15 protein-coding genes and 1 other annotated feature are annotated in these 24,814 nt (G+C 64.1%); of the genes, 5 read left to right on the plus strand and 10 right to left on the minus strand.

From position 1 onward, the window contains the following. Nucleotides 1–313: 313 nt before the first annotated feature. The 5 genes from QRN25_RS02090 to QRN25_RS02110 all read right to left on the minus strand — a co-directional run bounded on the left by QRN25_RS02090 (nucleotide 314) and on the right by QRN25_RS02110 (nucleotide 8,312). On the minus strand, nucleotides 314–1,795 hold the full coding sequence (locus QRN25_RS02090; RefSeq protein ID WP_285017222.1) for a SulP family inorganic anion transporter: 1,482 nt from the start codon (nucleotides 1,793–1,795) through the stop codon (nucleotides 314–316). A 64-nt stretch (nucleotides 1,796–1,859) separates the two neighbouring features. Continuing rightward, nucleotides 1,860–1,915: a sequence feature (sul1 is cis-regulatory element that is thought to sense ions involved in sulfur or methionine metabolism; They are found in Alphaproteobacteria), on the minus strand. Nucleotides 1,916–2,241: 326 nt separating this feature from the next. Further along, entirely contained in the window at nucleotides 2,242–5,478 is a 3,237-nt protein-coding gene (locus QRN25_RS02095; RefSeq protein ID WP_285017224.1) for an efflux RND transporter permease subunit, read from the minus strand. A gap of 3 nt (nucleotides 5,479–5,481) precedes the next feature. Further along, nucleotides 5,482–6,642: an efflux RND transporter periplasmic adaptor subunit gene (locus tag QRN25_RS02100; RefSeq protein WP_285017226.1), complete on the minus strand. Its 1,161-nt coding sequence runs from the start codon at nucleotides 6,640–6,642 to the stop codon at nucleotides 5,482–5,484. Nucleotides 6,643–6,647: 5 nt separating this feature from the next. Further along, on the minus strand, nucleotides 6,648–7,925 hold the full coding sequence (locus tag QRN25_RS02105) for a TolC family protein (RefSeq protein ID WP_285017228.1): 1,278 nt from the start codon (nucleotides 7,923–7,925) through the stop codon (nucleotides 6,648–6,650). Nucleotides 7,926–7,982: 57 nt separating this feature from the next. Further along, nucleotides 7,983–8,312 carry a hypothetical protein gene (locus QRN25_RS02110; RefSeq protein WP_285017229.1) on the minus strand — a complete coding sequence of 110 codons (330 nt, stop codon included), beginning with the start codon at nucleotides 8,310–8,312 and terminating at the stop codon, nucleotides 7,983–7,985. 656 nt (nucleotides 8,313–8,968) lie between these two features. Between QRN25_RS02110 and QRN25_RS02115 the strand changes: the two genes are divergently transcribed. Beyond that, entirely contained in the window at nucleotides 8,969–10,051 is a 1,083-nt protein-coding gene (locus QRN25_RS02115; protein ID WP_285017231.1) for a Ros/MucR family transcriptional regulator, read from the plus strand. A gap of 233 nt (nucleotides 10,052–10,284) precedes the next feature. Here the strand turns inward: QRN25_RS02115 and QRN25_RS02120 are convergent, their stop codons facing one another. From QRN25_RS02120 to QRN25_RS02135, 4 genes are read right to left on the minus strand one after another with little or no spacing between them, the layout of a single operon-like run. Further along, entirely contained in the window at nucleotides 10,285–11,217 is a 933-nt protein-coding gene (locus QRN25_RS02120; protein ID WP_285017232.1) for a surface-adhesin E family protein, read from the minus strand. A gap of 19 nt (nucleotides 11,218–11,236) precedes the next feature. Continuing rightward, nucleotides 11,237–12,382 (minus strand): lysozyme inhibitor LprI family protein, encoded by a 1,146-nt coding sequence (locus tag QRN25_RS02125; protein WP_271183826.1) that lies wholly within the window; start codon nucleotides 12,380–12,382, stop codon nucleotides 11,237–11,239. Between the two features lie 20 nt (nucleotides 12,383–12,402). Then, nucleotides 12,403–13,011: a TetR/AcrR family transcriptional regulator gene (locus tag QRN25_RS02130; protein ID WP_285017234.1), complete on the minus strand. Its 609-nt coding sequence runs from the start codon at nucleotides 13,009–13,011 to the stop codon at nucleotides 12,403–12,405. A 2-nt stretch (nucleotides 13,012–13,013) separates the two neighbouring features. After that, nucleotides 13,014–14,153 carry a sterol desaturase family protein gene (locus QRN25_RS02135; RefSeq protein WP_271183828.1) on the minus strand — a complete coding sequence of 380 codons (1,140 nt, stop codon included), beginning with the start codon at nucleotides 14,151–14,153 and terminating at the stop codon, nucleotides 13,014–13,016. 126 nt (nucleotides 14,154–14,279) lie between these two features. On the opposite strand from QRN25_RS02135, the gene QRN25_RS02140 reads away from it, so the two are divergent. The 3 genes from QRN25_RS02140 (at nucleotide 14,280) to QRN25_RS02150 (ending at nucleotide 20,595) form a co-directional block, all read left to right on the plus strand. After that, nucleotides 14,280–17,210 carry a DUF2339 domain-containing protein gene (locus QRN25_RS02140; protein WP_285017236.1) on the plus strand — a complete coding sequence of 977 codons (2,931 nt, stop codon included), beginning with the start codon at nucleotides 14,280–14,282 and terminating at the stop codon, nucleotides 17,208–17,210. A gap of 161 nt (nucleotides 17,211–17,371) precedes the next feature. Next, nucleotides 17,372–19,528 carry a TonB-dependent receptor gene (locus QRN25_RS02145; RefSeq protein ID WP_285017238.1) on the plus strand — a complete coding sequence of 719 codons (2,157 nt, stop codon included), beginning with the start codon at nucleotides 17,372–17,374 and terminating at the stop codon, nucleotides 19,526–19,528. Next, on the plus strand, nucleotides 19,528–20,595 hold the full coding sequence (locus QRN25_RS02150; protein ID WP_285017240.1) for a PepSY-associated TM helix domain-containing protein: 1,068 nt from the start codon (nucleotides 19,528–19,530) through the stop codon (nucleotides 20,593–20,595). The genes QRN25_RS02145 and QRN25_RS02150 overlap by 1 nt, the downstream gene beginning before the upstream one ends. A 44-nt stretch (nucleotides 20,596–20,639) precedes the next feature. Here QRN25_RS02150 and QRN25_RS02155 read toward each other — a convergent pair whose 3' ends face one another. Then, complete coding sequence (locus QRN25_RS02155; RefSeq protein WP_285017241.1) at nucleotides 20,640–21,776, minus strand: ROK family transcriptional regulator; 1,137 nt, start codon at nucleotides 21,774–21,776, stop codon at nucleotides 20,640–20,642. A gap of 215 nt (nucleotides 21,777–21,991) precedes the next feature. Here QRN25_RS02155 and QRN25_RS02160 point away from each other — a divergent pair, with 215 nt between their 5' ends. Next, nucleotides 21,992–24,787 carry a TonB-dependent receptor domain-containing protein gene (locus tag QRN25_RS02160; RefSeq protein WP_285017243.1) on the plus strand — a complete coding sequence of 932 codons (2,796 nt, stop codon included), beginning with the start codon at nucleotides 21,992–21,994 and terminating at the stop codon, nucleotides 24,785–24,787. The last annotated feature ends 27 nt before the right edge of the window (nucleotides 24,788–24,814 follow it).

A 24,814-nucleotide genomic window follows, 5' to 3' on the forward strand; every position in this document is an offset into this window, starting at 1 on the left:
GACGGTGGCCACCCTCTCAGGGAAACCTTCCTACACCACCCCGCGGGACACGACCCGGACACGCTGTTCCTGCCCGCAAGGTGACAGGGTTTACACGGTTGACACGGTCCAGAAGGAAACGGTGTCACCTTGGCCGGAAATGTGTCACCTTGCGGTTGTAAGGTGACACATTTTGCCGCGGATGTGTCACCTTGTGCGGGTGAGGTGTCACCTTGCGGTGTAACCTTGTGCAGTGTGAGGCGATCAGGCTGGGCATGGGCGCAATGTACCGGGCCCGACGACGTGTAGGAAAGCGGCTTGCCCGAGCGCTCCTTCAGGCGACAGGGCTGCCGACGGTGGGGGCCAGGCGATCAACCAGGATCGCGCTCGCCGCATTCAGGCCGATCACCTCGACTGCGATGCCGTGGTGTCGCATCTTCGTAACCACATCCTCCAGTGCACCGACCGCAGTGATGTCCCACAAATGGCTGGCGGTCAGGTCGATGAGGACATGGGCGACCGTGTCGCGCAGGTCGAAGCGATCAGCGAAAATCTCTGCACTGGCGAAGAAGATCTGGCCCGTGACGGTGTAGGTGCGCGTGTCGGTCGCCGGGTCGTAATTCGCGCGCACGTCCATCAGACGCGTCACCTTGAAGGCGAAGAATACACCACTGAGCAACACCCCCACCGTGACGCCCGCCGAGAGATCATGCGTTGCGACGGTGACGATGACGGTGGCGACCATGACGATGCCGGATACCTTGGGATGCCGGGCAAGGTCGCGGATGGATCCCCAGGAAAAGGTGCTTGCCGATACCATAATCATGATCGCGACCAGTGCCGCCACCGGCACTTGTGCGACCCAGGGGCGGAGCGGCACCATGACCAGGAGGAGGAATACCCCTGCGACCAGCGTAGACAACCGCCGCCGCCCGCCGTAGCGCACATTGCCGACCGTCTGGCCGATCATGCCGCAACCGGCGATGCCGCCGAACAGCGCGGCGGCGACATTGGCAAGGCCCAGGCCCGTGCATTCGCGTGCCTTGGAACTGGCCGTCTCGGTCAGGTCGTCCACCACACTTGCCGTCATCATGGATTCCAGAAGGCCGACTGCCGCCATGGCCAGCGCATAAGGGGCGACGATGCGCAACGTCTGGCCGTCAAAGGGCACGGCGGGAAGCGTGAAGGCCGGCAGCGAGGCGGGCAGACGGCCCAGATCTGCGACAGTGTGGATGGGCATGGGAAAGGCGATGCTGATCGCGGTGAGGATCAGGATGCAGATGAGCGGCGAGGGAATGGCCCTGGTAAGGCGCGGAGCCAGATAGATGATCGCCAGCCCCCCTGCGATCATCGCATATGTGTGCCAGGTGACATGCAGCATCTGCGGCACCTGCGCCGAGAAGATGAGGATGGCGAGCGCGTTGACGAAGCCCGTGCGCACGGATCGAGAGACGAAGCGCATCAGCACGTCGAGCTTGAGCAGGCCGAATATGATCTGGAACAGCCCGGCCAGCAGCGTGGCGGCCAGGAGATATTGGAGGCCATGGGTATGGACCAGGGCTGCCGCGACCAGCGCCACGGATCCCGCCGCCCCGGAGATCATGGCGGGCCGCCCACCGGCAAAGGCGATGACGATACCGATGATGAAGGAGGCGAACAGGCCCACCTCCGGATCGATGCCCGCCACGAAGGAAAAGGCGATGACCTCCGGGATCAGGGCGAAGGTGCCGACCATGCCGGCGAGTATGTCGCGCCGGGCATCGCCCACGCCGTTGAACCATTCGGCGCGGTAGCGCGAAAGAGGGGAACTGTGCATGCTGGAAAACCGACGATGGTCGCAGGGGCAGCGGCGTGGATAGGGCGGATTGCCCTGCAACGAACGTTGTCCGGCGGATCGGCGGCCGGAATAGCCACCCGGAATTTCACCGGGTCCTTGCGAATGGATGCCTCCTAGCGCGGCCGTCAGGCCAATGCAATCGCAGGACTAAACGGCTCCAACCCGCCGTTCGAAAAGCCTGTCTGAGGATTATCTAAGCGGGGTTCGATAAGCGCGCGCCGGTGCCTGCTCGCTCAGGGTTTCACGCGCAAAGCCGGCGGCATAGCCGTCATGGTCCTGCGCCCGCCAAAAGGTCCGAGCACGTGAAATTGGTCAATTGAACAGACGCCTGACAAGGGCTCGCTGCCGACGAGATTGATATTTGCGGCCTCGAGATCATGCATGGAAATGAATGCTATGTGCGCGCGTCGCCGGTCTCGCCGTGATCATGCGCCATGGGGCAACGCCTGCTCCTGAAAGGTATGCCCTTCGTTGCAGTGTTCGTTCGGGGTGATCCGTTTCTGCCCGAAGCGGGCATAGAGGGTCGGTAGAACGAACAAGGTCAATAGCGTCGCCGAGATCAGGCCGCCAATCACGACGGTCGCCAGCGGTTTTTGCACTTCCGCGCCGGCGCCTGAACCCAGCGCCATGGGCACGAAGCCGAGGCTGGCGACCAGTGCCGTCATGGCTACCGGGCGCAGACGCTGCATGGCGCCGGTACGGGCCGCTTCGGCCCGCTCTATCCCCGAACGGATCAGGTCCTGGATGGAGCTGACCATGACGAGGCCATTGAGCACGGCGATGCCGGACAGGGCGATGAAGCCGACTGCTGCCGAGATCGAGAAGTCCATGCCTCGCACGAACAGAAGAAGGGCCCCGCCGACCAGGGCGAAAGGAACGCCGGTGAAGACGATCGCGGCATCGCGAACGCTTCCAAGTGCCCCGTAGAGCAGCAGCAGGATGAGCACGAAGCAGGCCGGGATGACGAGCTTCAGGCGTTCGCTGGCTGACTTCATGTTCTCGAACTGGCCGCCCCATTCGACATAGCTGCCAGCGGGCAGGCGCACCGTCCGGGCAATCGCGGCCTGGGCATCGGCTACCACGCTACCGACGTCGCGCCCACGCACGTTGGCCTGCACCACGACGCGGCGCTTGCCGTTCTCGCGGCTGATCTGGTTGGGGCCATCCACGAGGTTGATCTCGGCGACGCTGGCGAGAGGGACATGAGAGCCGCCGGGCACCGCCACCTGCAACTGTTGGAGCAGGTTGATGTCGGCACGTTGTGCATCGGAAAGGCGGATCACCACCGGGAAGCGGCGGTCGCCTTCGAAGATCATGCCCGAGGTACGCCCACCTATCGTAGCGGTGACGGTATCCTGCACGTCCTGTGCGGTGACACCGAGGCGAGCCATCGCATCGCGGTTCACCTTTATGTCGAGCATCGGCAGGCCGGTGGTCTGTTCGACCTTCACATCCGCAGCGCCCTCGGTCTTGCGCAGGATACCAGCGATCCGTTCGGCGGTGCGGTTCATCGTGTTGAAGTCGTCACCGAAGACCTTGACGGCGATGTCGCCGCGAACGCCCGCGATGAGTTCGTTGAAGCGCATCTGGATCGGCTGTGTGATCTCGTAGGCATTGCCGGGGAACTTCGCGAGTTCGCCTTCGATGCGAGCGACCAGGTCAGCCTTTTCCAGCTTCGGGTCCGGCCATTCCTCGCGTGGTTTGAGGATGACGAACATGTCGGTGGCGTTGGGCGGCATCGGGTCGGACGCAAGTTCGGCCGTGCCGGTCTTTGAGAAGACGAACTTCACCTCCGGCTGTTTCGACATCATCCGTTCGATCGGCACCTGCATCGCCTGGCTCTGCTGGACAGAAGTAGCGGGAATACGCAGGGCCTGGATGAGAATGTCGCCTTCGTCGAGCTGGGGCAGGAACACTTGTCCGAGCGAAATGAACGCAGCGGCGGCAAGGACAAGACTGCCCAGCGCCGCACCGATCGTGAAGCTGGGCCGCTTCATCGCCCGGTCGAGGCCCTGCGCGTAGCGCTGTTTGAGCGAGGTTATGATGAGGCCGTCCTCTTCCTCCACCCGTTTGGAGAGCCAGATGGCGACGATCGCGGGAACGAAGGTGAGCGACAGGACGAAGGCGAAGGCCAGCGCCATGATGACGGTAAGCGCCATCGGCACGAAAGTCTTGCCCTCGACATCGGTAAGGCTGAGCAAAGGCACGTAGACGAGGATGATGATCGCCTGGCCGTAAACCGAAGGGCGGATCATCTCGCGCGCGGCCGAAGTCACGGTCGCGAGACGTTCCTTCACGCTGAGGAGGCGACCGTGATGCTGCTGCTCCTCGGCGATCCGGCGCAGCGCGTTCTCGACGATGATGACCGCGCCATCGACGATCAGGCCGAAGTCGAGCGCGCCCAGACTCATCAGGTTGGCCGAAACCCCGGCCTTGAGCATGCCGAAGCCGGTCAGCATCATCGTCACCGGAATGACGAGCGCGGCGATGAGGGCGGCGCGGAAGTTGCCGAGCAGCAGGAACAGCACGACGATGACGAGGACAGCGCCTTCGCCGAGGTTCCTGGCGACGGTCTTGATGGTTGAATCGACCAGTGCGGTGCGGTTGAGAACCGGCTGAACCACGACATCGGGCGGCAGCGAGGCATTGATGGACTGTAGCTTGTCGGCAACCGCGGTCGCCACCGTGCGGCTGTTCTCGCCGATGCGCATGATGGCGGTGCCGACCACGACTTCGGTGCCGTTCTCGGACGCCGAGCCCATGCGGATGGCCTGGCCCGAACGAACCGATGCGACCTGGTCGAGCGTGATCGGCACCCCGTCGCGGGTGGCGACGACGGTGCGGCCCAGTTCCGCCGAATTGCGGATCAGCGCGTCGGAGCGGACGGCAAGCCCCTCGCCATTACGGTCGACGAAACCGCCCCCGACGCTGGTGTTGTTGCGCTCCAGTGCGTTGCCCAGGTCGGTCAGCGAGAGGTCGAGCGCGGCAAGCCTCTGAATGTCGGGAACGACCAGGAACTGCCTGGCATAGCCGCCGATGGAATCGACGCCGGCCAGCCCCTTGGTGTTTTTCAGCAGCGGGGTGACGATCCAGTCCTGCGCCGTGCGCAGATAGGTCGCCTTCTCCGCCTCCGTGGTCAGTCGTTCACCTTCGGGGGTTATGTAACTGCCGTCGGGCTGCTGGCCGGGTTCACCCGGTCGATGCTTGTCGTCGGCGCGGTGCTGGAGCTTGACGGTCCACATGTAGACTTCGCCAAGCCCCGTGGCGATCGGCCCCATCTCGGGGTTCACGCCATCGGGCAGGTTCTCAGCGACGCCCTGCAGGCGTTCGCCGACCTGCTGGCGGGCGAAATAGATGTCGGTGGAATCCGAGAAGACCGCCGTTACTTGCGCAAAGCCGTTGCGGCTGAGCGAGCGGGTGAAGTCGAGGCCGGGGATGCCGGCCAGTGCCGTCTCGATCGGGAATGAGACCTGCTTCTCCACCAGTTCGGGCGAGAGGGCGGGCGCGCGGACGTTGATCTGGACCTGGTTGTTGGTGATGTCCGGCACGGCATCGATCGGCAGGCGGGAAAGCGATGCCGCACCGATGACGGCGGCAATGGCGGTGAGAAGCAGGACGAGCCAGCGCTTCTCGACCGCCCATGTGACTACGCGGGCGATCATGGCTCAGTCCTCCACCGCTTCGCTCTTGCCCAGTTCGGCCTTGAGCGTGAAGCTGTTGACGGTGGCGATCTTCTCGGTGCCCTTGAGGCCCGACTTGACGATGACCATGTCCCCGGCACTGTCGCCCAAAATGACGGGCACAGCTTTGAAGCCGGTCTGCGTGCGCACGAAGATGACGGTCCTGCCCTCGTCGGTCTGGACCGCCGTAGTCGGCACCTTGACGGCCCCATCGCCGTTGTCGCCGTCGCCGCTGCTGGAAAGCGCAATGGATGCGGTGACCGGTTCGCCTACTCGCCATTGGCCCGCGCGATTGTCGAGCATGGCGATCACCGGCACGAGGCGAGTGGCCGTGTCGAGTGCCGGGGACACGAAGGTCACGCGCGCGGTCGTCTCTCGGCCTGCCGCCTTGACGGTCACGGGATTGCCCGGATGCACGTGGCCGGCATCCTGCGGCAGCACGTTGAGCGAGAGCGAGACGCTGGAAAGGTTCGCCACGCGGAACAGCTCGGCATCGGCGGTTACGGTCTGGCCCAGGACCACGCTGCGCGCGATGATCTGGCCGGAGATCGGCGAGAGGATGGCGATACGGTTCAGTGCGCCGCCACCCGTGCCTGCCGCCGATACCTGCTGCTGGGCGAGGCGAAGCGCGATACGCGCCTCGGTCGCGGCGGTACGCGCTGCGATGAGATCCTGTTCGGGCGAGACTTTCTGGGCGAACAGGCGCTGTTCGCGATCGAGGTTGGATTTGGCGAGGGAAAGCCGCGCCCGTGCGGCTTCGATCTCGGCGTTGAGGGAGGCTGCCTCGCGGCTCTCGATCACGGCGATCGCCTGGCCTTGTCCGACCGACTGGCCAAGGTTGCGGGTCAGCGAGACCACACGCCCGCCGATCGCGGCGGAGACGACCTGCATGCCCTGGGGGTCTGTGTCGATCGTAGCGGGAAGTTCGAAAGTGCCCGAGCCGCCGATCATGGGATGTCCGATCTGGATACCGGCCAAACCGATCTGCTCGGCGCTCATGACGATTGTGCCCTCGACCCGCTTGGCGTCCGTCGCGCCTTTCTCTTCGACTGGGGGGTGTGCCGCCTTGTCGCCGTCACCGCAGGCCGCGAGGGCAAGGGCGAACGAGAGGGGCAATGCGGCGTAAGTGCGCTTATTCGGTTTCATGGCAATCAGTTTCCCCCTTGAGGCGCGGCGGCGGGCGCGGTCAGGCGCTCCAGCTGCGCACGGGCAATCTGGTAGGATGCGAGCGCATCGATGGCGACGATGCGGATTTCGGCGAGCGTGCGCTCGGCATCGAGAAGGTCGAGCTGGCTGAACTTGCCCTCCCGGTATCCGATACGGGCGATGCGTGCGGCTTCCTGCGCAGCCTGCAAGGCAGGGCCGGAAGCCGCACGAGCGGTTGTCGCGGCATTGTCGGCATCGGCCTGCGCGTTGGTGATGGCCTGCTCGATATCGAGGGCCGTCACCCGGCGATTGGCCTCGGCCTGCGTGCGCTGCGCGCCGGCCTGAGCAAGCGCGGCGCTGCCGCTGTCGAAGACCTGCAGCGGGATCGACACCGTGAAAACAGCAGCGAAATCCTTCGTCGCTTCCAGACGGCGCACCGACGGGCCGACGTCGATGTTCGGTGTCCGATTCGCCTTGGCGAGACGGACGCCGGCGTCGGCGATGGCGAGGTCCGCATCGGCGGCAGCCAGTGCCAGTGTGCCTTGAGGACCGATCGGCGCCGACGGTCCGTACGGCGCAGAAGCGGGCGGCAGCCGATCGAGCAGGGCCGCGTCGAGAGGACCGTCGATGGCCCGGCCTATCCGGCGTTGAAGGTTCGTGCGCGCGGTACGGGCAAGGCGGTCCTGCCGTTCGGCATTGGCTTCAGCGTTCACGCGCACCACGTCGGCGCGCTGCTTTTCGAGCGGTGAGGCGCGGCCTGCCTGAACCCGCACACCGGCGGCTCTAAGTGCGTCAGCAGCGATCCGTGCCTGGTCCTTCGCCGCGATCAGTCGGCGCTCGGCCGAGACAGCTTCCACGTAGAGCTGCGTCACGTGCAGGCGAACGTCGGCGGCGATGATGGCAGCCTGCAGTTCAGCTCGGGACAGTTCCGCAGTGGCGACTGCAACGCGGGCACTGCGCTTGCCGCCCAGTTCCAGGGTCTGCATGAATCCGGCCGTGGTCTCGTTGCTGCCGATGCCGGAATAGGGACCGGTTCCCATGACATTCTCGATCTGCCCCTGAGCGACCGGATTTGGGCGAAGTCCTGCGACCTTGCGGCCGGCGACTGCCGCATCGACACCGGCACGACCGGCATCCACGGCCGGAGCGGAGCCGCCTGCTGCCGCGATGGCATCTTCGAGCGTCAGCGTTACGGCGCCATAAGGTGCGCCCGGTACTTCCTGCGCCTGCACCGTTGCGGCACAGGACGCTGCGGCGAGTAACGCCGCGAGTACAGTCTTCATGATGTGATAGTCCTGACGGAGGATTCCCGACCGACAGTCAGCCGGTCGACGGAAGCGTCAGGTTCGTGGAGGGCGTGGCATCACGTTATCGTCCGCCGAATGCAGCGGCGAGGCCCCTTTGAAGCCGAAAATTTGCCCGTCCGAGTCGGCAATGGGTTGCTCGACCGTCATCTGCATGGTGCCGAGGTCATGGTTATGGCAGGCACCATGATGGTGCGGGAGGCCGCTATCGGCATCTGCAGGCGCTTCGTCACCGTCGCCGGGCGCATGATAGGAGAAATCGTACCCGGCGTCGCTGCCGCTCGCCGCCTCTACGGCGTGCGCCATGCCGGACCAGCTGATCAGGATCAACATCAGGCAGGCAAGGAAAGGCAGCAGCGTGCGCATCGATCAGCCCCTATCACTCCGCCGGTGCGGTGTAACCCCATTCGGGTTGAAACCAGCTTGCTTTGTGCCTGCCTTTCTACTTGCGACCGCGGCGTCTCCGGTCATGCAATGACTCAGAGCGAAAAAATGGTCGGGGCGAGCAAGGCAAGGAGCCGCCCCGACCAAAGGTCACAGGATGAAGGAACGCCCCATGACAAGCGTTCCTTACGGGCTTGTGGCTTGACGAGAGAGGCAAGCTACATGACCTACGCTATTGCGACGCATTCTCATATGCAAGCTATTTTTTACTCCACGAATGTGTGCCTGACATTTCGGGGATGCCGCATCCTCCACGCTTGCCGGGCGGCTGTCGCACCTCGGTACGTCGCGGGCAGGTTGCTGCGCTTGCAAAAGAAAAGCCGACCCAAGGGCCGGCGTTATGAAGTTGGGAGAGGATACCTGAAAGGCAAGGCGGATATGCAGGCGGAAGGTCGATGCGCCAAGCGCTACAAGCGCAATGGTTCATCGAATTTCCGCATCGAGTCCATCTGCGCAAAAAACAGGCAAGAATGCTTCAGGCGACATCTTTTACCCTTGCATTCGGATGCATGGCAGCCGCAGAAAGGTCGTCTCGGTTTTTGCAAAAGATCACAGACGTATTGGGAGCTTGATCGCACATGCCTGACATCGACAAGACTACGGACATCGCCGCTCTCACCGTGCAACTGCTGAGCGCCTATCTGGCGAACAATACAGTGGCATCCGAAGATCTGTCCGGATTGATACGATCGACCAAAGCGGCATTGACCGATGACGCCGTCATCGAGCCAGTCGTCGAGGAAGCACCGACGTACACACCCGCTGTTTCTGTTCGCAAGAGCCAATCGTCACCGGAACATTTGTTGAGCCTGATCGATGGCAAGCCGTACAAAACGCTCAAGCGTCATCTGGCAGCGCACGGATTAACGCCTGCGACTTATCGGGAGCGCTATAACCTTCCTGCGAGCTATCCGATGGTCGCGCCGGATTTTGCGGCCAAGCGCCGCTCCATCGCCGAGAAAATCGGACTGGGTAGCCGCAAGCAGAAAACCTCTGGAGAACGCGCTCCAGTCGTGGCCAGTTCGGATGCTTCCGCCAATGAACCGACCGTCGCTGCCTCGGTCGCGGCAAACGACGTGGCACCCGAACAGGTGTCGTCGGTCCCCGTTGCGCCAGCAAAGGCCAAGGGACGTCGGGTAAAGAAGCCTGCTGGATCGGCCGCTAAGGCGCTGGACGCCGGTACGGCAGGTGATGCGACTGCCGCAGCGTCGGCTGAACCGGCGGCCCCGAAAGCGCCGCGGCGCAAAGTCAAGGTCGCATCGAAGCCCGCAATTGCGGCCCCGGCGCAAACGGAACCTGCTGCCGAGGACGCGAAGGCGCCTGCGGCTCCGAAGAGCACGCGGACCAGGAAACAGAAAGAACCGGCCATCGCCGCAGAGGGCTCCAAGCCTGCAAAGCGCGGGGCTGCATCTTCAGAAGTGACGCCTGACACCGTAGAACCCACAAGTAGTGTAGTCGCGGAAGTTCCGGCAAAGCGCCGTGGCAAGCTTGGTCTATTCGGTAAAGGCGACACCGGGAGCAAGAAGACTGCGGCAGCAGCAAGTAAAGACGGCGCATCAGGTGAAAAAGCTAATGCCGCGAAGGTGGAGAAGCCTCGCCAGACGGGCAGGCCTAAGCGGATGGCTCGAACGCCGAAGGCAGCCTCTCCCGACGCTGGCTGAGCGCTGCCGGGTTTGAGTTTTACGACTATCGCGCCTTCGATCCTGGCATGCTCCGCTTTCGGCGGCGAGCACGTCTCGCGCCGCACCTTCCTGGGCGAACTGCGGTTGACGTTCTGAACATGGCGAAGGTGCGGGCAAGAAGGTGGGCTATGGGAAAGGGTGTATGCCCTCGTTCCCGTTGGCACGGTGTTGACGGGGATGTCGGTAGGCCGACACGCAGGTCGCGGTCGTGATCATTCCCCCGTGCATGCCGGGGCGAGACAGGGGAAGGCTGCACCGTTGCCGCCGTCTTCCCTTGAAGCAAGGGTCGCACGGAAGCGCAGGTGCTGTGGTGTGGCATCGATGACCTCGATGGCGATGTCTGCGATTTGGATCGTCTTTTGTGCTAGCGGAAAACGCATAGTCTGCGCGCTGCTCGCCCGGGCAAGATCGCCGATGCTGTAGCCGCGTTGCTCGAAGGTCAATTCGCCGTCTTCGGTCCCAATATAGGCGATATCGTATATCGTTCCGCTCTCGTCGGTATCGTAGTTCTTCAGATCGGGCAGGGCGGTGCCTTTCGCGTAGTCGCGCGGTGGGACAACCGCATCGCCCGCCATGGTACGCTGCGGCGTGCCGAAAGTCTCCGGGGCGGGCGCGGTGGAGCGGATCACCGGCACCTTCGGATCGGCGCGCATACGGTCGTGAATGGTTGCGGGCGGCTCGCTCGCTTCGGTGTCGGCGATGAGCGCTTCGGCAAAGGCAACCTCGTCGATCTTGAGGGGAAACCCGCCGGTCGCGGCGCGATCGGTGGCGCATACGAACTGCATTTGTGCATCCGCCAGCGTTCCGGCGGTGACCGGCTCCGGGTCGGGATAACTGAGTGCGGTCTCGTCGAGCCGCTCGTCCCGGGAGCCATAGCGCAAGTACAGATCCCAGCTTTCGGTCTGCCTGCGGCAGTCGGTGATCATCCAGGCGCGCAGGGATGCGGCCGGGTTGCCGGGCTCGCGCAGGATCTGGCTGGCTTCGTAGCGCACCGTGTCGCCGTCCCGCCGGATTGAGCCGACGTCGACGAACAGCACCTTTTCCGCCGCTTGGGCCACGTACCACCACTCGGAAGACCGCGCCTGGGAGGTGGAGGGCAAAAGGATGCCAAGGCTCCATGCGATGCCGAGCATTGCCGATTTCATCGAATTCTCCCGATCAGGCTCAGGTGCCGCAGCTATGGGCGGTGGACACTACGCCGGAGATGGCGTCGGTGGCCATCGTGGCGGCATCCTTCGCAGATTTGCCGAGGTGAACAGCGTAGTAACGCCCCAGTTCGCTGCGTGCTGTCTCGACAGCAGCGGTGGGGACGCCATCGGGAGCGGCGATCTCGGGCCTGGCCTCATGCGGTGCCTGACCCAGCCGTGCACGGTCCAGCGCGGTCTGATACGATCGGTATGCGGCGAAGCGTATCGTCCCGTCGCAGTCCGGCCAGGTGCCGCGAATCCTCGCGGCGAGTGTGTCGAGCGCCGGGGTCGGGGGCAGGGTCTGCTCGCAGTCGTTGCGCAGCACGAAGTTGTCCATGGTGGAGCCGAATACCGATTCCGTGGCCTCGATCAGCGCCGGATGGCGTACGATCGCCCCGCACGGCAGGTTGCGCTCGATGCCGTTCGCATCTTCGTCGAGGTAAGGGCCTAGCACGTTGAGAAAGGCCGCGAAGTGGCGTTCGCTGGTGAACAGGTCGCCCGTCGTCCTAACCTTGGGAGAATCCCCGTAAGGTTCGGAGAGGATCGACCAGCCGAAGGATTGCCCCTCATCCGTGCTCAGGCGGGTCAGGTAAGGGAAGAGGAGGGCGGTGATGCGCGTCCTGACAACTGCCCGCTCCGGGGCCGACCAGTCGGTGTCGACGGGTTCCCGCGCCCAGAGCGCAACCGCTTCCAACACCGGTGCGAACTGCGGGTCGAGGCGGCGCAGCACCGGCAGCGCCTGGTCGGGAGCATGCATCAGCGCGGCGATGGCAAGTGCGCCGTTGCGCTCGGCATAAACGGTCTTGAGGCATTTGCGGATTTCCGCGCCCTCGCAGCCGCGCATCCGTTTCAGCGCCTGGCGCTGGGCGGCCAGTTCGCTCGACGGGCCGGTGCCGAACGCGCTTTCGCGGGACAGCGCGAAGAGTGCGGCCATCTCCCGATCCGCGACGGCAAGCGCCGGATCGGTGCAGATCGCCCGCTCCATCGCCGTGCGCGCCGCCGTGCAGGAGAAGCTCGGGCCATCGGTATGCGCGGCTTCACCCTGCGCATGAGCCGAAAGTGCCCAGAGCGACGCCGTGATCGCCAGCCCCCAGCACGCGGCCAGATGTTTCGCAGCCTTCATCTAGATCCTTTCGTGTTCGTTCAGGCGTCGATCAGAGCGCCCCTTGCGTGCAGAGTTTCGATGACGCGCGCCGCCGCAAGGTCGGCTGGTCGCGCAACACCTAACAGAGCGAAAGTGCCGCCCAGCATGAACGCGCAATGCCCGTGCACGGTGGCGATAAGCGAACTGGCAAGCTCTGCCGCGTTTGCGGCCTCCGTTGCAGGCAGAACCGTCGCGACCTCTCGCGCGATGACGCCGGTGAGACGCATGCGCTCGGCGGCGAGCGTCTCGGGCATCTCCATGCCTTCCGGCACGCGGTGCTCGTAGATCGCCGACCACAGGTTGCGATGGGTCTGCGCGAAGTCGAAATAGCCCTGGACGAGGACGATAATGCGCGCACGCCCCTCGGCCCCGCCAAGGCGCTCTTCCAGCCACTCGCTCCAGAGCCTGAACGTGCGCGCGTTGATCTCCATGACGAGCCGGTCGACGTTCCCGAAGACGTGCATCACCGTGCCCACCGAATAGCCGATACGCTTGGCGACCTCACGCGCGGAGAACCGGGCATAACCGCTTTCGGCCATGACCTGCCGCCCGTTGTCGAGGATCAGCGATTCCAGTTCCTCGCGTCCGTGGTCCGATCTCCTGCCCATCGTCAGCCGGCCTTGCGCACGAAAGGATAGCGCATCTGCGCCAGATAGCCCTTCGGCACAGTTTCGGGCACGCCGTAGCCCTGCGGCCACTGCCCCTTGGGGAAGTAGTGCGTGCCGAAAAGACGGTCGAGCCAGGGGAAGTGGATCGCGAAGTTCTTGTCGATTCCTTCGGCTTCCAGCGCGTGATGCCAGTGGTGGAAGCGCGGGACCACGATGAACCGGCCCAGACGGTCGAAGTCGCCCCGGATGTTGGCGTGGATCAGCGAGGAATAGACGTAGACCATGCCGATGTAAGCCTGCATGACCGAAGGCAGGAAGCCCAGTGTCAGCAGTGGCAGCGAAGTTACACCGCGCAGAAGCACGATCTCGGCGAAGTGCATTCGCCCACCGGCCAGCCAGTCCATGGACCGGGCCGAGTGGTGCACCGCATGGAAGCCCCAGAGAAACGGGATGCGGTGGAACACGCGGTGGAACCAGTACTGCGTAAGGTCGGTCAGGAGCATCGCCATGATGAACTGGACCAACCACGGCAATCCGCCCACGGTTGCGCGAATACCCGAAAGGGCGGTGCCATGCGCGTTGAGATAGCTCGACGGCGCAAGGGCAAGGAAGGTGATCAACTGCACCAGCATCGAACTGACGAGGAAGTAGAACAGGTCCTCGCTCCACTCGGGGCGGAACAGGCGCTGCCTGCCGCGATGAGGCACGAGGCGTTCCAGCGGGGCGAACATCAGGCCGGTGGCGACAAGGTTCACCGCGAAGAAATCGACACCGAAGAACACGCCCCAGTCGTGCATCTCGCGCGGCTGGACCGACGCGCCGCCAAGGATGGTTCCCGCAAGTGCCACCATCAGCGCAGTCATGCCCATCGCCTTGCGCGGCCGGAGCAGCAAGCTCAGCAGGGCAAGCGCATAGGCGCCCAGCAGCGTTGTGTAGACGACGATGCGAAAGCCTGATGATTTCAGCACCACGGCCAGTTCCGGCGTGGCGAACCAGTCAGGCCAGCGCAGCGCGACCACGAAGCACAGCCCGGCGGCGGCCAGCAGCATGGCAAAGAACCCCGCGAACCAGCCGGTGCCGAAGCCGCGTGCTTCGATCGGTGCTTCAAGGTCGCGTACCAGCTTCTTCAGAAATCCCGTCATTGTCGGCCTTCTCCAAAGTCCATGCGATATCGTATATCGTTATAATCGAACGCTGTCTAATTTTATATTGCACAGCGTTCAATTCACCTGTACCCATGTCATGCAATTGAGATCGAAAGGTGCGTCATGACCGGGATCCTGCTGTTCGCCACGCTAATCCTGAGCGTTCTGCTATATGATACGCGGCGACGCCTTGGGCGCATCGAGCGGCTTATCCCGGATCATCAGGCATTGGATCATGCCGTGCCGGTCCAGCCGGAGCGGCCGGAACATCAGGAGGTTGAAGCGATCGCGGCGCCGGACCTCGATTTCCAGCCGCCGGCGCAATTCGTGCCGTTGACGTCTGACTCGGGAGCGGTTCCAACTCCTGCTGCGGCGAACGAGCCCGAACCCGGCGAAGCTCAGTCGGAACCGGAATTCGAGCCCGCTTCAGGGCCTGAGTCCACGTTTCCCCAGCGCGCAATCGCGTCATGGACCGGTCTCGGATTCGAGGATCTGTTCGGTCGCAAGTTGCCGATCTGGGCGGGCGGCATCACGCTGATCGTGGCAGCCGTGCTGATGGTGAAATACTCGATAGACACCGGCCTGCTTTCCCCGGTGGTGCGGGTAATCATGGGGCTGTCCTTTGGCGGCGCGTTGATCGGCATGGGTGGACTTGCGCGTCACCGTCAGGAGGTCGTGCGCGATATACGTGTCGCCCAGGCCCTCGCGGGCGCCGGTGTGGGCGGGCTTTATGCCGCGGTTCTGGCGGCGAGCAATCTTTATGAACTGGTCGGGCCCGGCACGGCTTTCGCCGGACTGACGGCGATCACTGCGCTCGCTCTTGGTCTTGCCCTCAGGTTCGGGGCACCTTGCGCCGTGCTCGGCCTTGTCGGCGGTCTGGCGACCCCCGCGGTCGTGCAATCGCAGAGCCCCAGCGTACCCCTGCTGGCGGGATACCTGGCGATCGTCATTGGCGCGATTACCCTGCTTTCACGGCGCCAGCGCTGGGCCTGGCTGGGCATCGGCGCGCTGACCGGCGGTGCGGGCTGGAGCCTGCTGACGATTGCCATGGGCGATCTGGACAGTGGATCCACGCTGGCGATGGGGCTGCTCGTGATCCTGTTCGGCCTCGGTCTGCCCGCTCTTGCAATGGAAGGGCGTTCCGCACCGATACTGCGCGCGGTGACCGGCGTGGTCGGGGCGCTGCAACTGGCGCTGGTCGTCGCCCGTGGCGATTTCGCGCCGCTGACATGGGGGCTTTACGGACTGCTCTCGCTGGCGTTCGTCTGGCTGGCGGGACGCACGCCGATTCTGCAGCGCACGGTCGCCGTCCCGCTGCTGACGGCGCTTGGCCTGATTGCCATCTGGCCGGTGCCGGATGCAGGGTTGTTCGCGGCTGTCGTGGTCGGGATTGCGGCGATCTACGGCAGCTATGCGTTGCGGCACTTGTGGCACGTCACCGGAGGCCTTGTCGGAGTAGGCCTGCTCGGCGCGATTGCGCTGGGCGGTTACATGGTCAGCTTCGGGAAGTTCTACGAAGGAAATACGGGTCAGGACTTGCGGTTCGCGTTGCTGGCAATGGCTTTCGCCGCCTTGCCCGCGCTGGGTGCCGGGTTGGGCTGGCGCAGCAGCGAACGCCTGGGCGACGCGCGCTTCGCGTTGCTGGCATCCTGTTCGGGCTTGCTGGTGGTGCTGGCGGGGATGGTCGGCCTGCCCGAATGGTGCGTATCGATCGTGATCGCCGTAGTTGCCGCCGCGTTGCTCGGGCTGTCGGTCACGGCACGCGATAGCCGGCTGGCGAAGGGCGCGCTCGGCTTCCTGAGCGCTGCGGTCGCCGCTCTGGTTATCACGATAGAGACGACCGGCGAACTCGCGCGCCTTTTCCAAGCTGCATCGGTCCCGCATCCCGCGCGTGCCGTGCTGCGGTGGGCGACGCTGTGCATCGTCGCGACCGGCTTTGCATGGCGCAACGCCGGCACCGTACTGCGATATGCACTGCAGCCGCTGGCTATATTGCTCGGCTATGGCCTGGTCGCGCAACTCGTCCCGGCTGCATGGCTGCCCGTGGCCACGGCGGCGGCGCTCGTCGCGCTGGTGGAGGGTGGCCGCCGCCGCCCGGCTCTCGCGCCGGAACCGGCATTGGCGACACTGGGCGGCCTGTTGGTGCTGTGGGCGCTGGAGCCGATGGGGTACTGGCTTGCGGCCGGAGCGCTGTCGCTCGGCGGAAACCCGGTGTTCTACACGGACCTGCCATCGGTCGGCGTCGCGATGGGCAGGCTGCTCGTACCGGCCATCGCGCTGGCCGTCACGCTATGGCGCAGTCCCGAGCATCAGCCGGCCATCGTACGTGCGGGTGGTGCCGCATTGTCCGGCGGACTGACCCTCGTTGGCGTGCATATCCTGTTCAAGCAACTTTTTACCATCGGTGATTACGCCGCCTTCGTCCGCGTCGGACTCGCCGAACGGTGTCTGTGGCAGGCCCTGCTCATGGCGATGGGTGCCTTGGCATGGCGCTACCTGGCGGCACGCCGCATAGCCGTCGGGCTGATCATGGTGAGCATCGCGCACAACCTCGTCTATACTGTCGCGTTGCACGATCCCTTGTGGGCGAAGCAGGCGGTCGGGCCATGGCCTTTGGTCAACTTGCTGCTGCCGGCCTTCGGCATCACGTTCGTCGGCATATCGATCCTCTTCCGCATCGTGCCCGATCGAGCGGAGTACTGGACGAGGATCGGCGATGCCCTGCGCATGTCGATGATCCTGCTTTTCGCCTTTGCCACGTTGCGCCAGTTGTTCACCGGCACGGTATTGCCTGTCGGGGAGGTGTTGGAGATCGAGAACATCGGGCGTTCGGTGCTCGCCATCCTGCTCGCCATCGGGTTCCTGCTATGGGGCATCCGCAATAGCCTGCGCGACTGGCGGCTCGCTTCTCTTGCCCTGATGCTGGGGGCCGTGGGCAAGGTGTTCCTGTTCGATGCTTCCGGCCTTGAAGGCTTGCTGCGGATCGCTTCATTCCTAGCGCTTGGCTTCAGCCTGATCGGGATCGGATGGCTTTATACCCGCTATCGTCATTAAGGGCCGTGCGTGCGGGGCGGTCGAGCCGATCCTCGACTGCCGCACCCAATCGCGGTTTTTGTTCAAAAATGGATATGGCTTATCCATGCGCTAATGCGAGTGACTTGCATTTGTTTCCGCTGGCGCTAGAAGGCCCGCCCATAAAGGGAGGCCGCCAAGTCATGATTTTTCGTTCGCTGCTCGTATTGCCGCTGGCCATGGCCGCATGGCCCGCATTGGCCCAGAATTCGGATGGTCCTGCGGCTAGCCATGCGGATGCCGACGAAGGAATCGTCGTCACGGCCGCGCGAACGATCCTGCCGTTGAACGCGCTGCCGCTGACGGTCGATGTCATCGACAACGCGGCGCTCAATCAGCAGGTGGCCATCGGTGGTTCGATAGTCGATGCCGTCTCCGCGCTCACGCCCTCGTTCTCGCCCACGCGCCAGAAGCTGTCCGGCGCGGGCGAGACGCTCCGCGGCCGCTCTCCGCTTTACGCAATTAACGGTATTCCGCAGACGGCGCCGCTGCGCGACGGTGCCCGCGACGGCTTCGCCATCGATCCGTTCTTCGTCGATCGCGTGGAAGTCATTTACGGCTCAAATGCCTTGCAGGGGATCGGGGGCACTGGCGGCATCGTCAATCAGGTCACGGTCGGTCCGCCTCGGCACGACGGCATTTCAGGCCGTGTGCTGGTGCAGGGCAATTCGGACACCGGCTTCAGCGACGATGGCAGGGGTGGCAAGGTAGCCGGCCTGATCGGCTGGCGACAGGGGCGCTTCGACGCGACCGTCGGCGCGGCTTTCGAAAAGCGCGGCGTCTTCTACGATGGCCACGGCGATCGTGTCGGCACCGACCTGACGCAGGGCGAGACGCAGGACAGCCGATCCTGGTCGGTGTTCGGTCGCTTCGGCTATGCGGTGTCGGACACGGCGCGACTGGATATCATGGTCAATCGCTTCGAACTGAAGGGCGAGGGCGATTTCGTCGCGGCCAACGGCGATTACCGGCGCAACCTGCCGACGACTTCGGTTCGCGGTACGCCGCCGGGCGTCCCTGCGACCAATCGCACGCAAAGCGCCGCACTGACGTACACCGATTCCGATCTCTGGGGCGGCAACCTGATGCTCCAGGGGTTCTACAACCTTTCGCGAGATACCTATGGCGGCGAGATAGCACCGATCGCGACTTTCCAGGATGCCGCGCTTGCACCGATAGGAACGCTGTTCGACCAGTCGCAGAACCGTAGCCGCAAGTATGGCGGCAAGTTCTCATATGAACGCAAAGTCCCCGGTTTCGAGGCGCTGACGGCCACGGTCGGGCTGGATGTGCTCTACGACAAGACCGAGCAGCGCCTGATCGCGACCGGTCGTGCCTGGGTGCCGCCCGCGGAATATCGCAGCCTCGCACCGTTCGCGCAGGCCAACCTCGCGTTGTTCGACGACAAGGTGCACCTCGCGGGCGGTGTCCGGCATGAGGACGTGCGCATCACCATCGACGATTATCGCACGCTGGCCAGCTATGGTGGCGGTTTTGCGGTGTCGGGCGGCACTCCCCGGTTCAGCGATACCCTGCTGAACGGCGGCGTCATCGTCGAACCGTGGAAAGGCATCCGGGCCTATGCCAGCTATGCGGAAGGCTACACGGTTCCGGATGTCGGCCGTATCGCGCGCGCGGTCAACCGGCCGGGCGTCGACATCGACGACTATGTCAACATCAGCCCGATCGTGTCGAACAACCGGGAATTGGGGGTCGAGGTCAAGCGCGGTCCGCTGAATGCCAGCGCGGCCTATTTCTGGTCTACCAGCAAGAACGGCTCGCTGCTGGTACAGAGCGGCGGCGTGTTCGAAGTGCAGCGTCAGCGGGTGGAAATCCAGGGGCTCGAAATCAACCTCTCCGCGCAGACGCCGCTGCCGGGGCTTACGCTGTCGGCCGGTTACGCGCACCTTATTGGGCGCACCGATGGTTCCGATGACGGGATCGAGGCGGTCGATCGCGATCTGGATGGTGCTAACATTTCTCCCGATCGCCTGAACCTTGCCGCAAGCTACCGCCAGGGGGCCGTCTCCGCCCGTATCCAGACTCAGTTCTTCCTCTCGCGCAAGTTCGAGCGGGCACCGGGCAACTATGATGATACGTACGGCTTCGGTGGCTACAACGTCACCGATCTCAGCTTGCGCTACGATACGCGCCTGGGCGGTCTGACACTGGCTGCACAGAACATCTTCGACAAGTTCTACATAGACTACTACACCCAGACGGTGCGGCCGACGGACAATGCGCACTTCTTTGCAGGACGCGGTCGCAACTTCACACTGGGCTGGGATTACCGCTTCTGATGAAGCTGCTCGATACCCTGCATCGCTGGGCCGGCGGGCTTGTCGGCCTGCTGCTTGCGATCGTGGGGCTGAGCGGTGCGATCCTCGTCCACCGGGATGCCTGGGTCGTCCTGCCCCATGCCAACGATGCGCAAGTGCAGGATACCCGGGTGCTGGCTGCGACGAGTGCCAGACTGATGGCCGATCCAACGCGACGGCCGCAGTCGATCACGTTCGCCGACGCGGGTTTCGGGCTGGACCGTCTCGTCTACAAGGGCGGGGCGGGCGCATACGTGACGCAGGCGGGGGATCCGGTGCTGGCCTGGGGCAGCGCGTGGCAGCGGCCGGAACTGTGGCTTTCGGACTTTCACCAGCACCTGCTTGCGGGGGAAGAGGGCGAGACCGTGATCGGGATCGCCAGCCTGTGCGGACTGTTCTTCGTCGTCAGCGGCACCGTGCTGTGGTGGCGGACACGGCGAACGTTCGAAGTGCGGCTGTGGCCTGCGCGACTGACGCGGCCATCGATCGTGCGGCAGCACCGCGACCTGGGGATCGTCGTCGCGCCATTGCTGGCGCTCTCGCTGGTGACGGGAACGGTGCTTGTGTTCCGGCCGCTGGCGTCGGTCATCCTTGGGCCGGGGGCACCTGCCGAGATCGACCGGGCCCTGAAGGCGCCTGCAGGGGGCGGAGCAAGGCTGGCGGACGATCTTGACTGGGCTGCGATGATACGTGCCGCCCGCACCCGTTTTCCCGATGCGGAAGTGCGCAGCCTTGCCCTGCCGCGCGGCGACAGCGGCCTCATCACCCTGCGGATGCGCGGTCCGGAGGAGTGGTTGCCGAACGGGCGGACGACCGTATGGTTCGCTGCCGACACCGGGCGCATGGTGGCTGCGCGAGACGCGCGTGATCTTTCCGGCAGGGTGACGGCCTACAACGCCCTTTATCCGCTCCACGCGGGCAAGGTTGGAGGCATCGTGTTCCGGCTGGTCATGACGCTGTCCGGCCTTGCGCTGGCCATGCTAGGCACGCTTGCCGTCTGGACGTTCTGGTTCAGGCGGCCCGCGCGCAAGGTGGCGTTTCGCCGGTGATGGCAGGACCAGACTGCCTGTCTCTGCAATTGCAGGGCTTGAGCCTAGGACTTTTCAAGGGCAAGCGAGGCCGTGCCAAGGCTGTGCCAGTTTTTCTCCTGCAGGGTGAATCGTATTTCGGTCATTTTGAGGATCGGCGGCAGAATTCCGTGGTTCAGCGCAGCTGAGAATGCTTCCTGGATCACCCGTTCAAATCTCATGTCCGGAACGGCAATGAGGATCAGGCCCGGATCGGCAATCTTGACATAGCTCGCCAGGACCTGGCCAAGATGAGCGCCGGCGGTATCGAACACGGCGCGCGCGTCGCTGTCGCCTGCGCATGCCCGGTCGAGAAGTTCGATGAACAATGCCTCGACTTCGGCCTCGTTACGCGGATCCAGCTGGGCAGCGTCAGCGCCGAAACCGCGCAGCACGATGCTGTAGATCGAGGCGTAGGTCGTGGCGCAGCCACGCGATCCACAGTAACAGAGTTCAGCATCATCTGGACTGCCGGTCCGTACATGGGCGAGTTCAGGGCCGAAGCCGTGCACGCCGACGCGCGGCAGGCCATCGCTGTAGGCGGCCGAGTCCAGCGACAATCCTACGTTGACCAGAGTAAAGGTGTCATGGCCTTGGGCCGCGCCGTGCCAATGCTGGGCGCGCGCCTTGTAGGTCGTGCCTTTTTCTATGGTCACCGGCAGGCCGATCCTGTCGGCCACCGCAGCGGCGAAAGGATACGGCGTGTCTTCGAAAGTCGCCATGAAATGAACAACGCCTTCCACGCTGTCGACCAGCGCGGGAACGCCGATGCCGACATGCTCGATGCGCTCTCTGGCAAACCTGCTCGCATCGATCGCCTGAGCGATCGTTTCCGCCACCCGCTCCGCAAGTTCCGCGATTGAACCGGGGCCGACGAAAGGCAGTTCGCTCTCGCTGCGGATGGTGCCGTTAAGATCGACGAACGTGATCAGAAGGGTGTTTGTGGTGGAAATGACGGCGCCCAGCACCAACGGGCCTTCGCTCGCGATCGTCAGGTAAGTCCGCGGTCGTCCGGAGCGTTTCTCGGTTTCCCGCGCCTCAACGACGTAACCTCGCGCCACAAGCTCTGCGGTTGTCTGTGAGATCGTACCGGCAGCCAGACCGGTCAACCGGGGCAAATCGCTGCGAGAAACCGGAGCATGGACACGAATGGCCTTGAGCACTTCGAGGCGGCTCGTGCTTGGGCTTCGTTTGCGCATTGGCGCCACCAATAAGATGACGCCTCCCCGATGGGAAGGGGCAAGGTTATTTCACTATATGAAATAAAGTTTGACAGGAGGCGGTGCGTTCTCAACAATCTGCCTCGGGAAACAATTGCGGCCGCAAACAGCCCGCGTGCCGAAGCGCCGAACGAGCGTCAAAAACAAGGGGGGGACCGATGAGGCACCAAGGGAAAAGTGCGCGCGCATATCATGGCGCTGCAGGATCGAGCTGGCATGCGCTGGCATTGGCCGGGCTGGCCGCAATGGGGGTGATACCCGGTTCGGCAGATGCCCAGGAGACCGGCCAGCAGGACATGCCGACCGTCGAGAACGAGATCGTCGTGACCGGTACGTTGCTTCGTGGCGGTGCGCCTGTCGGCTCCAATTCCGTGATGCTCGGCGCCGACACCATCCAGAAAACGGCTGCGATATCGTCCAACGAACTGCTGGCTTCGGTGCCGCAGGTCTCCAACTTCTTCAATCGCGTGCCCCTGGCCGATCTCGCGATTGCCACGAACCAGATTCAGGTGACCCGGCCGAATATCCGCAACCTGGCACCGGGCGGAAAGACGAGTGTGGCGGCGAGTTCGCCTACCCTTATCCTCGTCGACGGGCACCGTATCGCTTCGGTCGGTGTGAACCAGGCTTCCATCGACCCCGATCTCATACCCATCGGCGCGATCGAGCGCGTGGACGTGGTCACTGAAGGCGGCTCGGCGACCTACGGCGCGGATGCGGTTGCGGGGACGATCAATTTCGTCACCCGGCGACGGTTCGACGGGCTGAAGGTCGATGGGCACTACGGCTTCGCCGACAATTACTGGCAATGGGATGCCAGCGCCACGGCCGGCAAGGACTGGGGCAGCGGATCGCTCTATGTTTCCTACAGCTATTCCAAGAGCGACAAGCTCTATGGCCGGGAGCGCAGCTTCATCCGCGATCTGGATTACACCGCGCAGCCCTATCGGCCCCGCGACCTGACTTGCGCATCGCCGAACCTGTCGCTGAATACCGTGATTCCCGCTTTCGGTGCGACGGTCGCCTCGGTCAACTACGCGGCTCCTGCCTATGTCGCGGGTACGCGCAACCTCTGCGACAATTCGCAGGACGACGTCTACATCCCGTCGGCGGAGCGGCACGGCGTGCTGGCCAGCCTGTTCCAGCAGTTGGATGACCGGACCGAGGTTACCGTGAAGGCGTTCTACGCGCGCCGATCGACGCTCAAGACGGGCGATCTGACCGGCGTCGTCGCCGTCAGCCCGGCCAACCCTTACGCCGCCGCCAGTTTGCCGCCGGGATTGGCGCTCGGGCCTACGACTGTTCAGATTCCCGGGTTCGGGACATTTCCTGCGGTCAATCTCGCCTCGGTAAGCTTCAATCTGCGACCGGTCCTGGGCGCAGACGCGCAGCGGGAACGCACCCGTCTGGAGGAGTGGGGCTTCAACGCCGAAGTCGTTCGCGATCTCGACGACAACTGGCAGGCCCGCCTGCTGTTCAACTGGAGCGAAAGCGACAGTTCGTTCGCACTTACCGGCATAAGCAGTGCGCGGCTCAACGCCGCCGGCGCCGGCACGAGCCTTGCCACGGCTTTCAACCCGTTCGACGTCAGCAGCAACAACCCGGCGCTGCTCGCCGACCTGATCGACAGCCAGATCGGGGGGCAGGCGCGCGACAATCTGGTCGACATCCGGGGCATCGTGGAAGGCCGCCTTGCAGTGCTGCCCGGCGGCGATCTGCGGCTGGCCGTCGGTTACGAATACATGAATGACCAGCTGCAGCAGCGCTATCTGAGCGACATCCGCATCGGCACGCTCTCGACCTATCCGTTCGCCAGCTATTCACGCAACGTGCACGCGTTCTTCGGTGAGGTGCGGGCGCCGTTGCTGTCCGACGGTGCCGGCGGCAGCATGCTCACCCTGTCGGCATCCGGTCGCTACGACAAGTACAGCGACTTCGGCGGAACGTTCAACACCAAGTTCGGCGGGACGTTCAAGCCGGCGGAATGGCTGTCCCTTCGCGGGAACTGGGGCACTTCGTTCACCGCCCCGACGCCGCTCGACCAGTTGGGGTCGCAGCGCAACACGATCAGTTCCTTCGCGTTCGTTCCCTTCGCCAACCCCGCCGATCCGCCACCGGGCGGCGCCTATACGGTCTCGATCCAGGGATCGACCGCCAACCTCAAGCCGCAAACTGCCGATACCTGGTCCATCGGCGCGGACCTCACGCCGTTCCAGGGCTTGCGGGCGAGCGTCAACTATTATGACGTGAAGTTCCAGGACATCCTGCAGACGCCGCTCGTCAATGCGGATATTCTCGCCAATTATCCCAGCCAGATCCTGACCCGAGGGACCGGCTTCTCCGCTGCCGAACTGCTGGCTTTCGCCGCCGGTGCACCAAACGGAGAGGCTGTCGTTCGACCGCTGATCGACAGTGGCACGCTGGTCTATTCGCTTGTCGACTTCCGGGTCGCGAACTTCGGCATCCTGCACGTCAAGGGCATCGATTTCGACGTCAACTATGCGTACGATACCAGCTTCGGCAGCATCGACGCATCGGTCAACGGCAACCGCCCGCTTTCGCGCAAGGCGCAGGCGAGCCCGACCTCCCCGGTCGTCGATGAACTCGCGCTCGAAAGTCCCAAGCTGTATCTGCAGGCGGCTCTCGGCGCCACCGTCGGAGGTCTGCGTGCGCAGGCGACGTGGAACCACACAGGCGGCTATGCCATCGCGCCGACCAGTTCCGTGCCGGTACAGGACCGCGTTGGAGCGTTCGATACGGTCAATCTCTTCTTCAAGTACGATGTGCCCGGTCAGAGCGCGCTGCTGAAGAACCTGAGCTTCACGCTCAACGTGAACAACGTCTTCGATCAGGATCCGCCGCTGCTGCGCCGGAACCTGCCCAGCGAACTGGGCTTCGCCAACGGCTTCACTTTCGGCCGCATGTTCATCCTCGGGGTGAGCAAGCAGTTTTGACCTTGCAGCAGGGGGGGGGCATCGACC

This window comes from Novosphingobium sp. fls2-241-R2A-195 (assembly GCF_030209485.1).
In the GTDB taxonomy this organism is placed as follows: Bacteria; Pseudomonadota; Alphaproteobacteria; order Sphingomonadales; family Sphingomonadaceae; genus Novosphingobium; species Novosphingobium resinovorum.

Bases quoted from the DNA above. Each gene is read 5' to 3' on its own strand.
- QRN25_RS02090 (WP_285017222.1), bottom strand. From the start codon at position 1,795: ATGCACAGTTCCCCTCTTTCGCGCTACCGCGCCGAATGGTTCAACGGC.
- QRN25_RS02095 (WP_285017224.1), bottom strand. From the start codon at position 5,478: ATGATCGCCCGCGTAGTCACATGGGCGGTCGAGAAGCGCTGGCTCGTC.
- QRN25_RS02100 (WP_285017226.1), bottom strand. From the start codon at position 6,642: ATGAAACCGAATAAGCGCACTTACGCCGCATTGCCCCTCTCGTTCGCC.
- QRN25_RS02105 (WP_285017228.1), bottom strand. From the start codon at position 7,925: ATGAAGACTGTACTCGCGGCGTTACTCGCCGCAGCGTCCTGTGCCGCA.
- QRN25_RS02110 (WP_285017229.1), bottom strand. From the start codon at position 8,312: ATGCGCACGCTGCTGCCTTTCCTTGCCTGCCTGATGTTGATCCTGATC.
- QRN25_RS02115 (WP_285017231.1), top strand. From the start codon at position 8,969: ATGCCTGACATCGACAAGACTACGGACATCGCCGCTCTCACCGTGCAA.
- QRN25_RS02120 (WP_285017232.1), bottom strand. From the start codon at position 11,217: ATGAAATCGGCAATGCTCGGCATCGCATGGAGCCTTGGCATCCTTTTG.
- QRN25_RS02125 (WP_271183826.1), bottom strand. From the start codon at position 12,382: ATGAAGGCTGCGAAACATCTGGCCGCGTGCTGGGGGCTGGCGATCACG.
- QRN25_RS02130 (WP_285017234.1), bottom strand. From the start codon at position 13,011: ATGGGCAGGAGATCGGACCACGGACGCGAGGAACTGGAATCGCTGATC.
- QRN25_RS02135 (WP_271183828.1), bottom strand. From the start codon at position 14,153: ATGACGGGATTTCTGAAGAAGCTGGTACGCGACCTTGAAGCACCGATC.
- QRN25_RS02140 (WP_285017236.1), top strand. From the start codon at position 14,280: ATGACCGGGATCCTGCTGTTCGCCACGCTAATCCTGAGCGTTCTGCTA.
- QRN25_RS02145 (WP_285017238.1), top strand. From the start codon at position 17,372: ATGATTTTTCGTTCGCTGCTCGTATTGCCGCTGGCCATGGCCGCATGG.
- QRN25_RS02150 (WP_285017240.1), top strand. From the start codon at position 19,528: ATGAAGCTGCTCGATACCCTGCATCGCTGGGCCGGCGGGCTTGTCGGC.
- QRN25_RS02160 (WP_285017243.1), top strand. From the start codon at position 21,992: ATGAGGCACCAAGGGAAAAGTGCGCGCGCATATCATGGCGCTGCAGGA.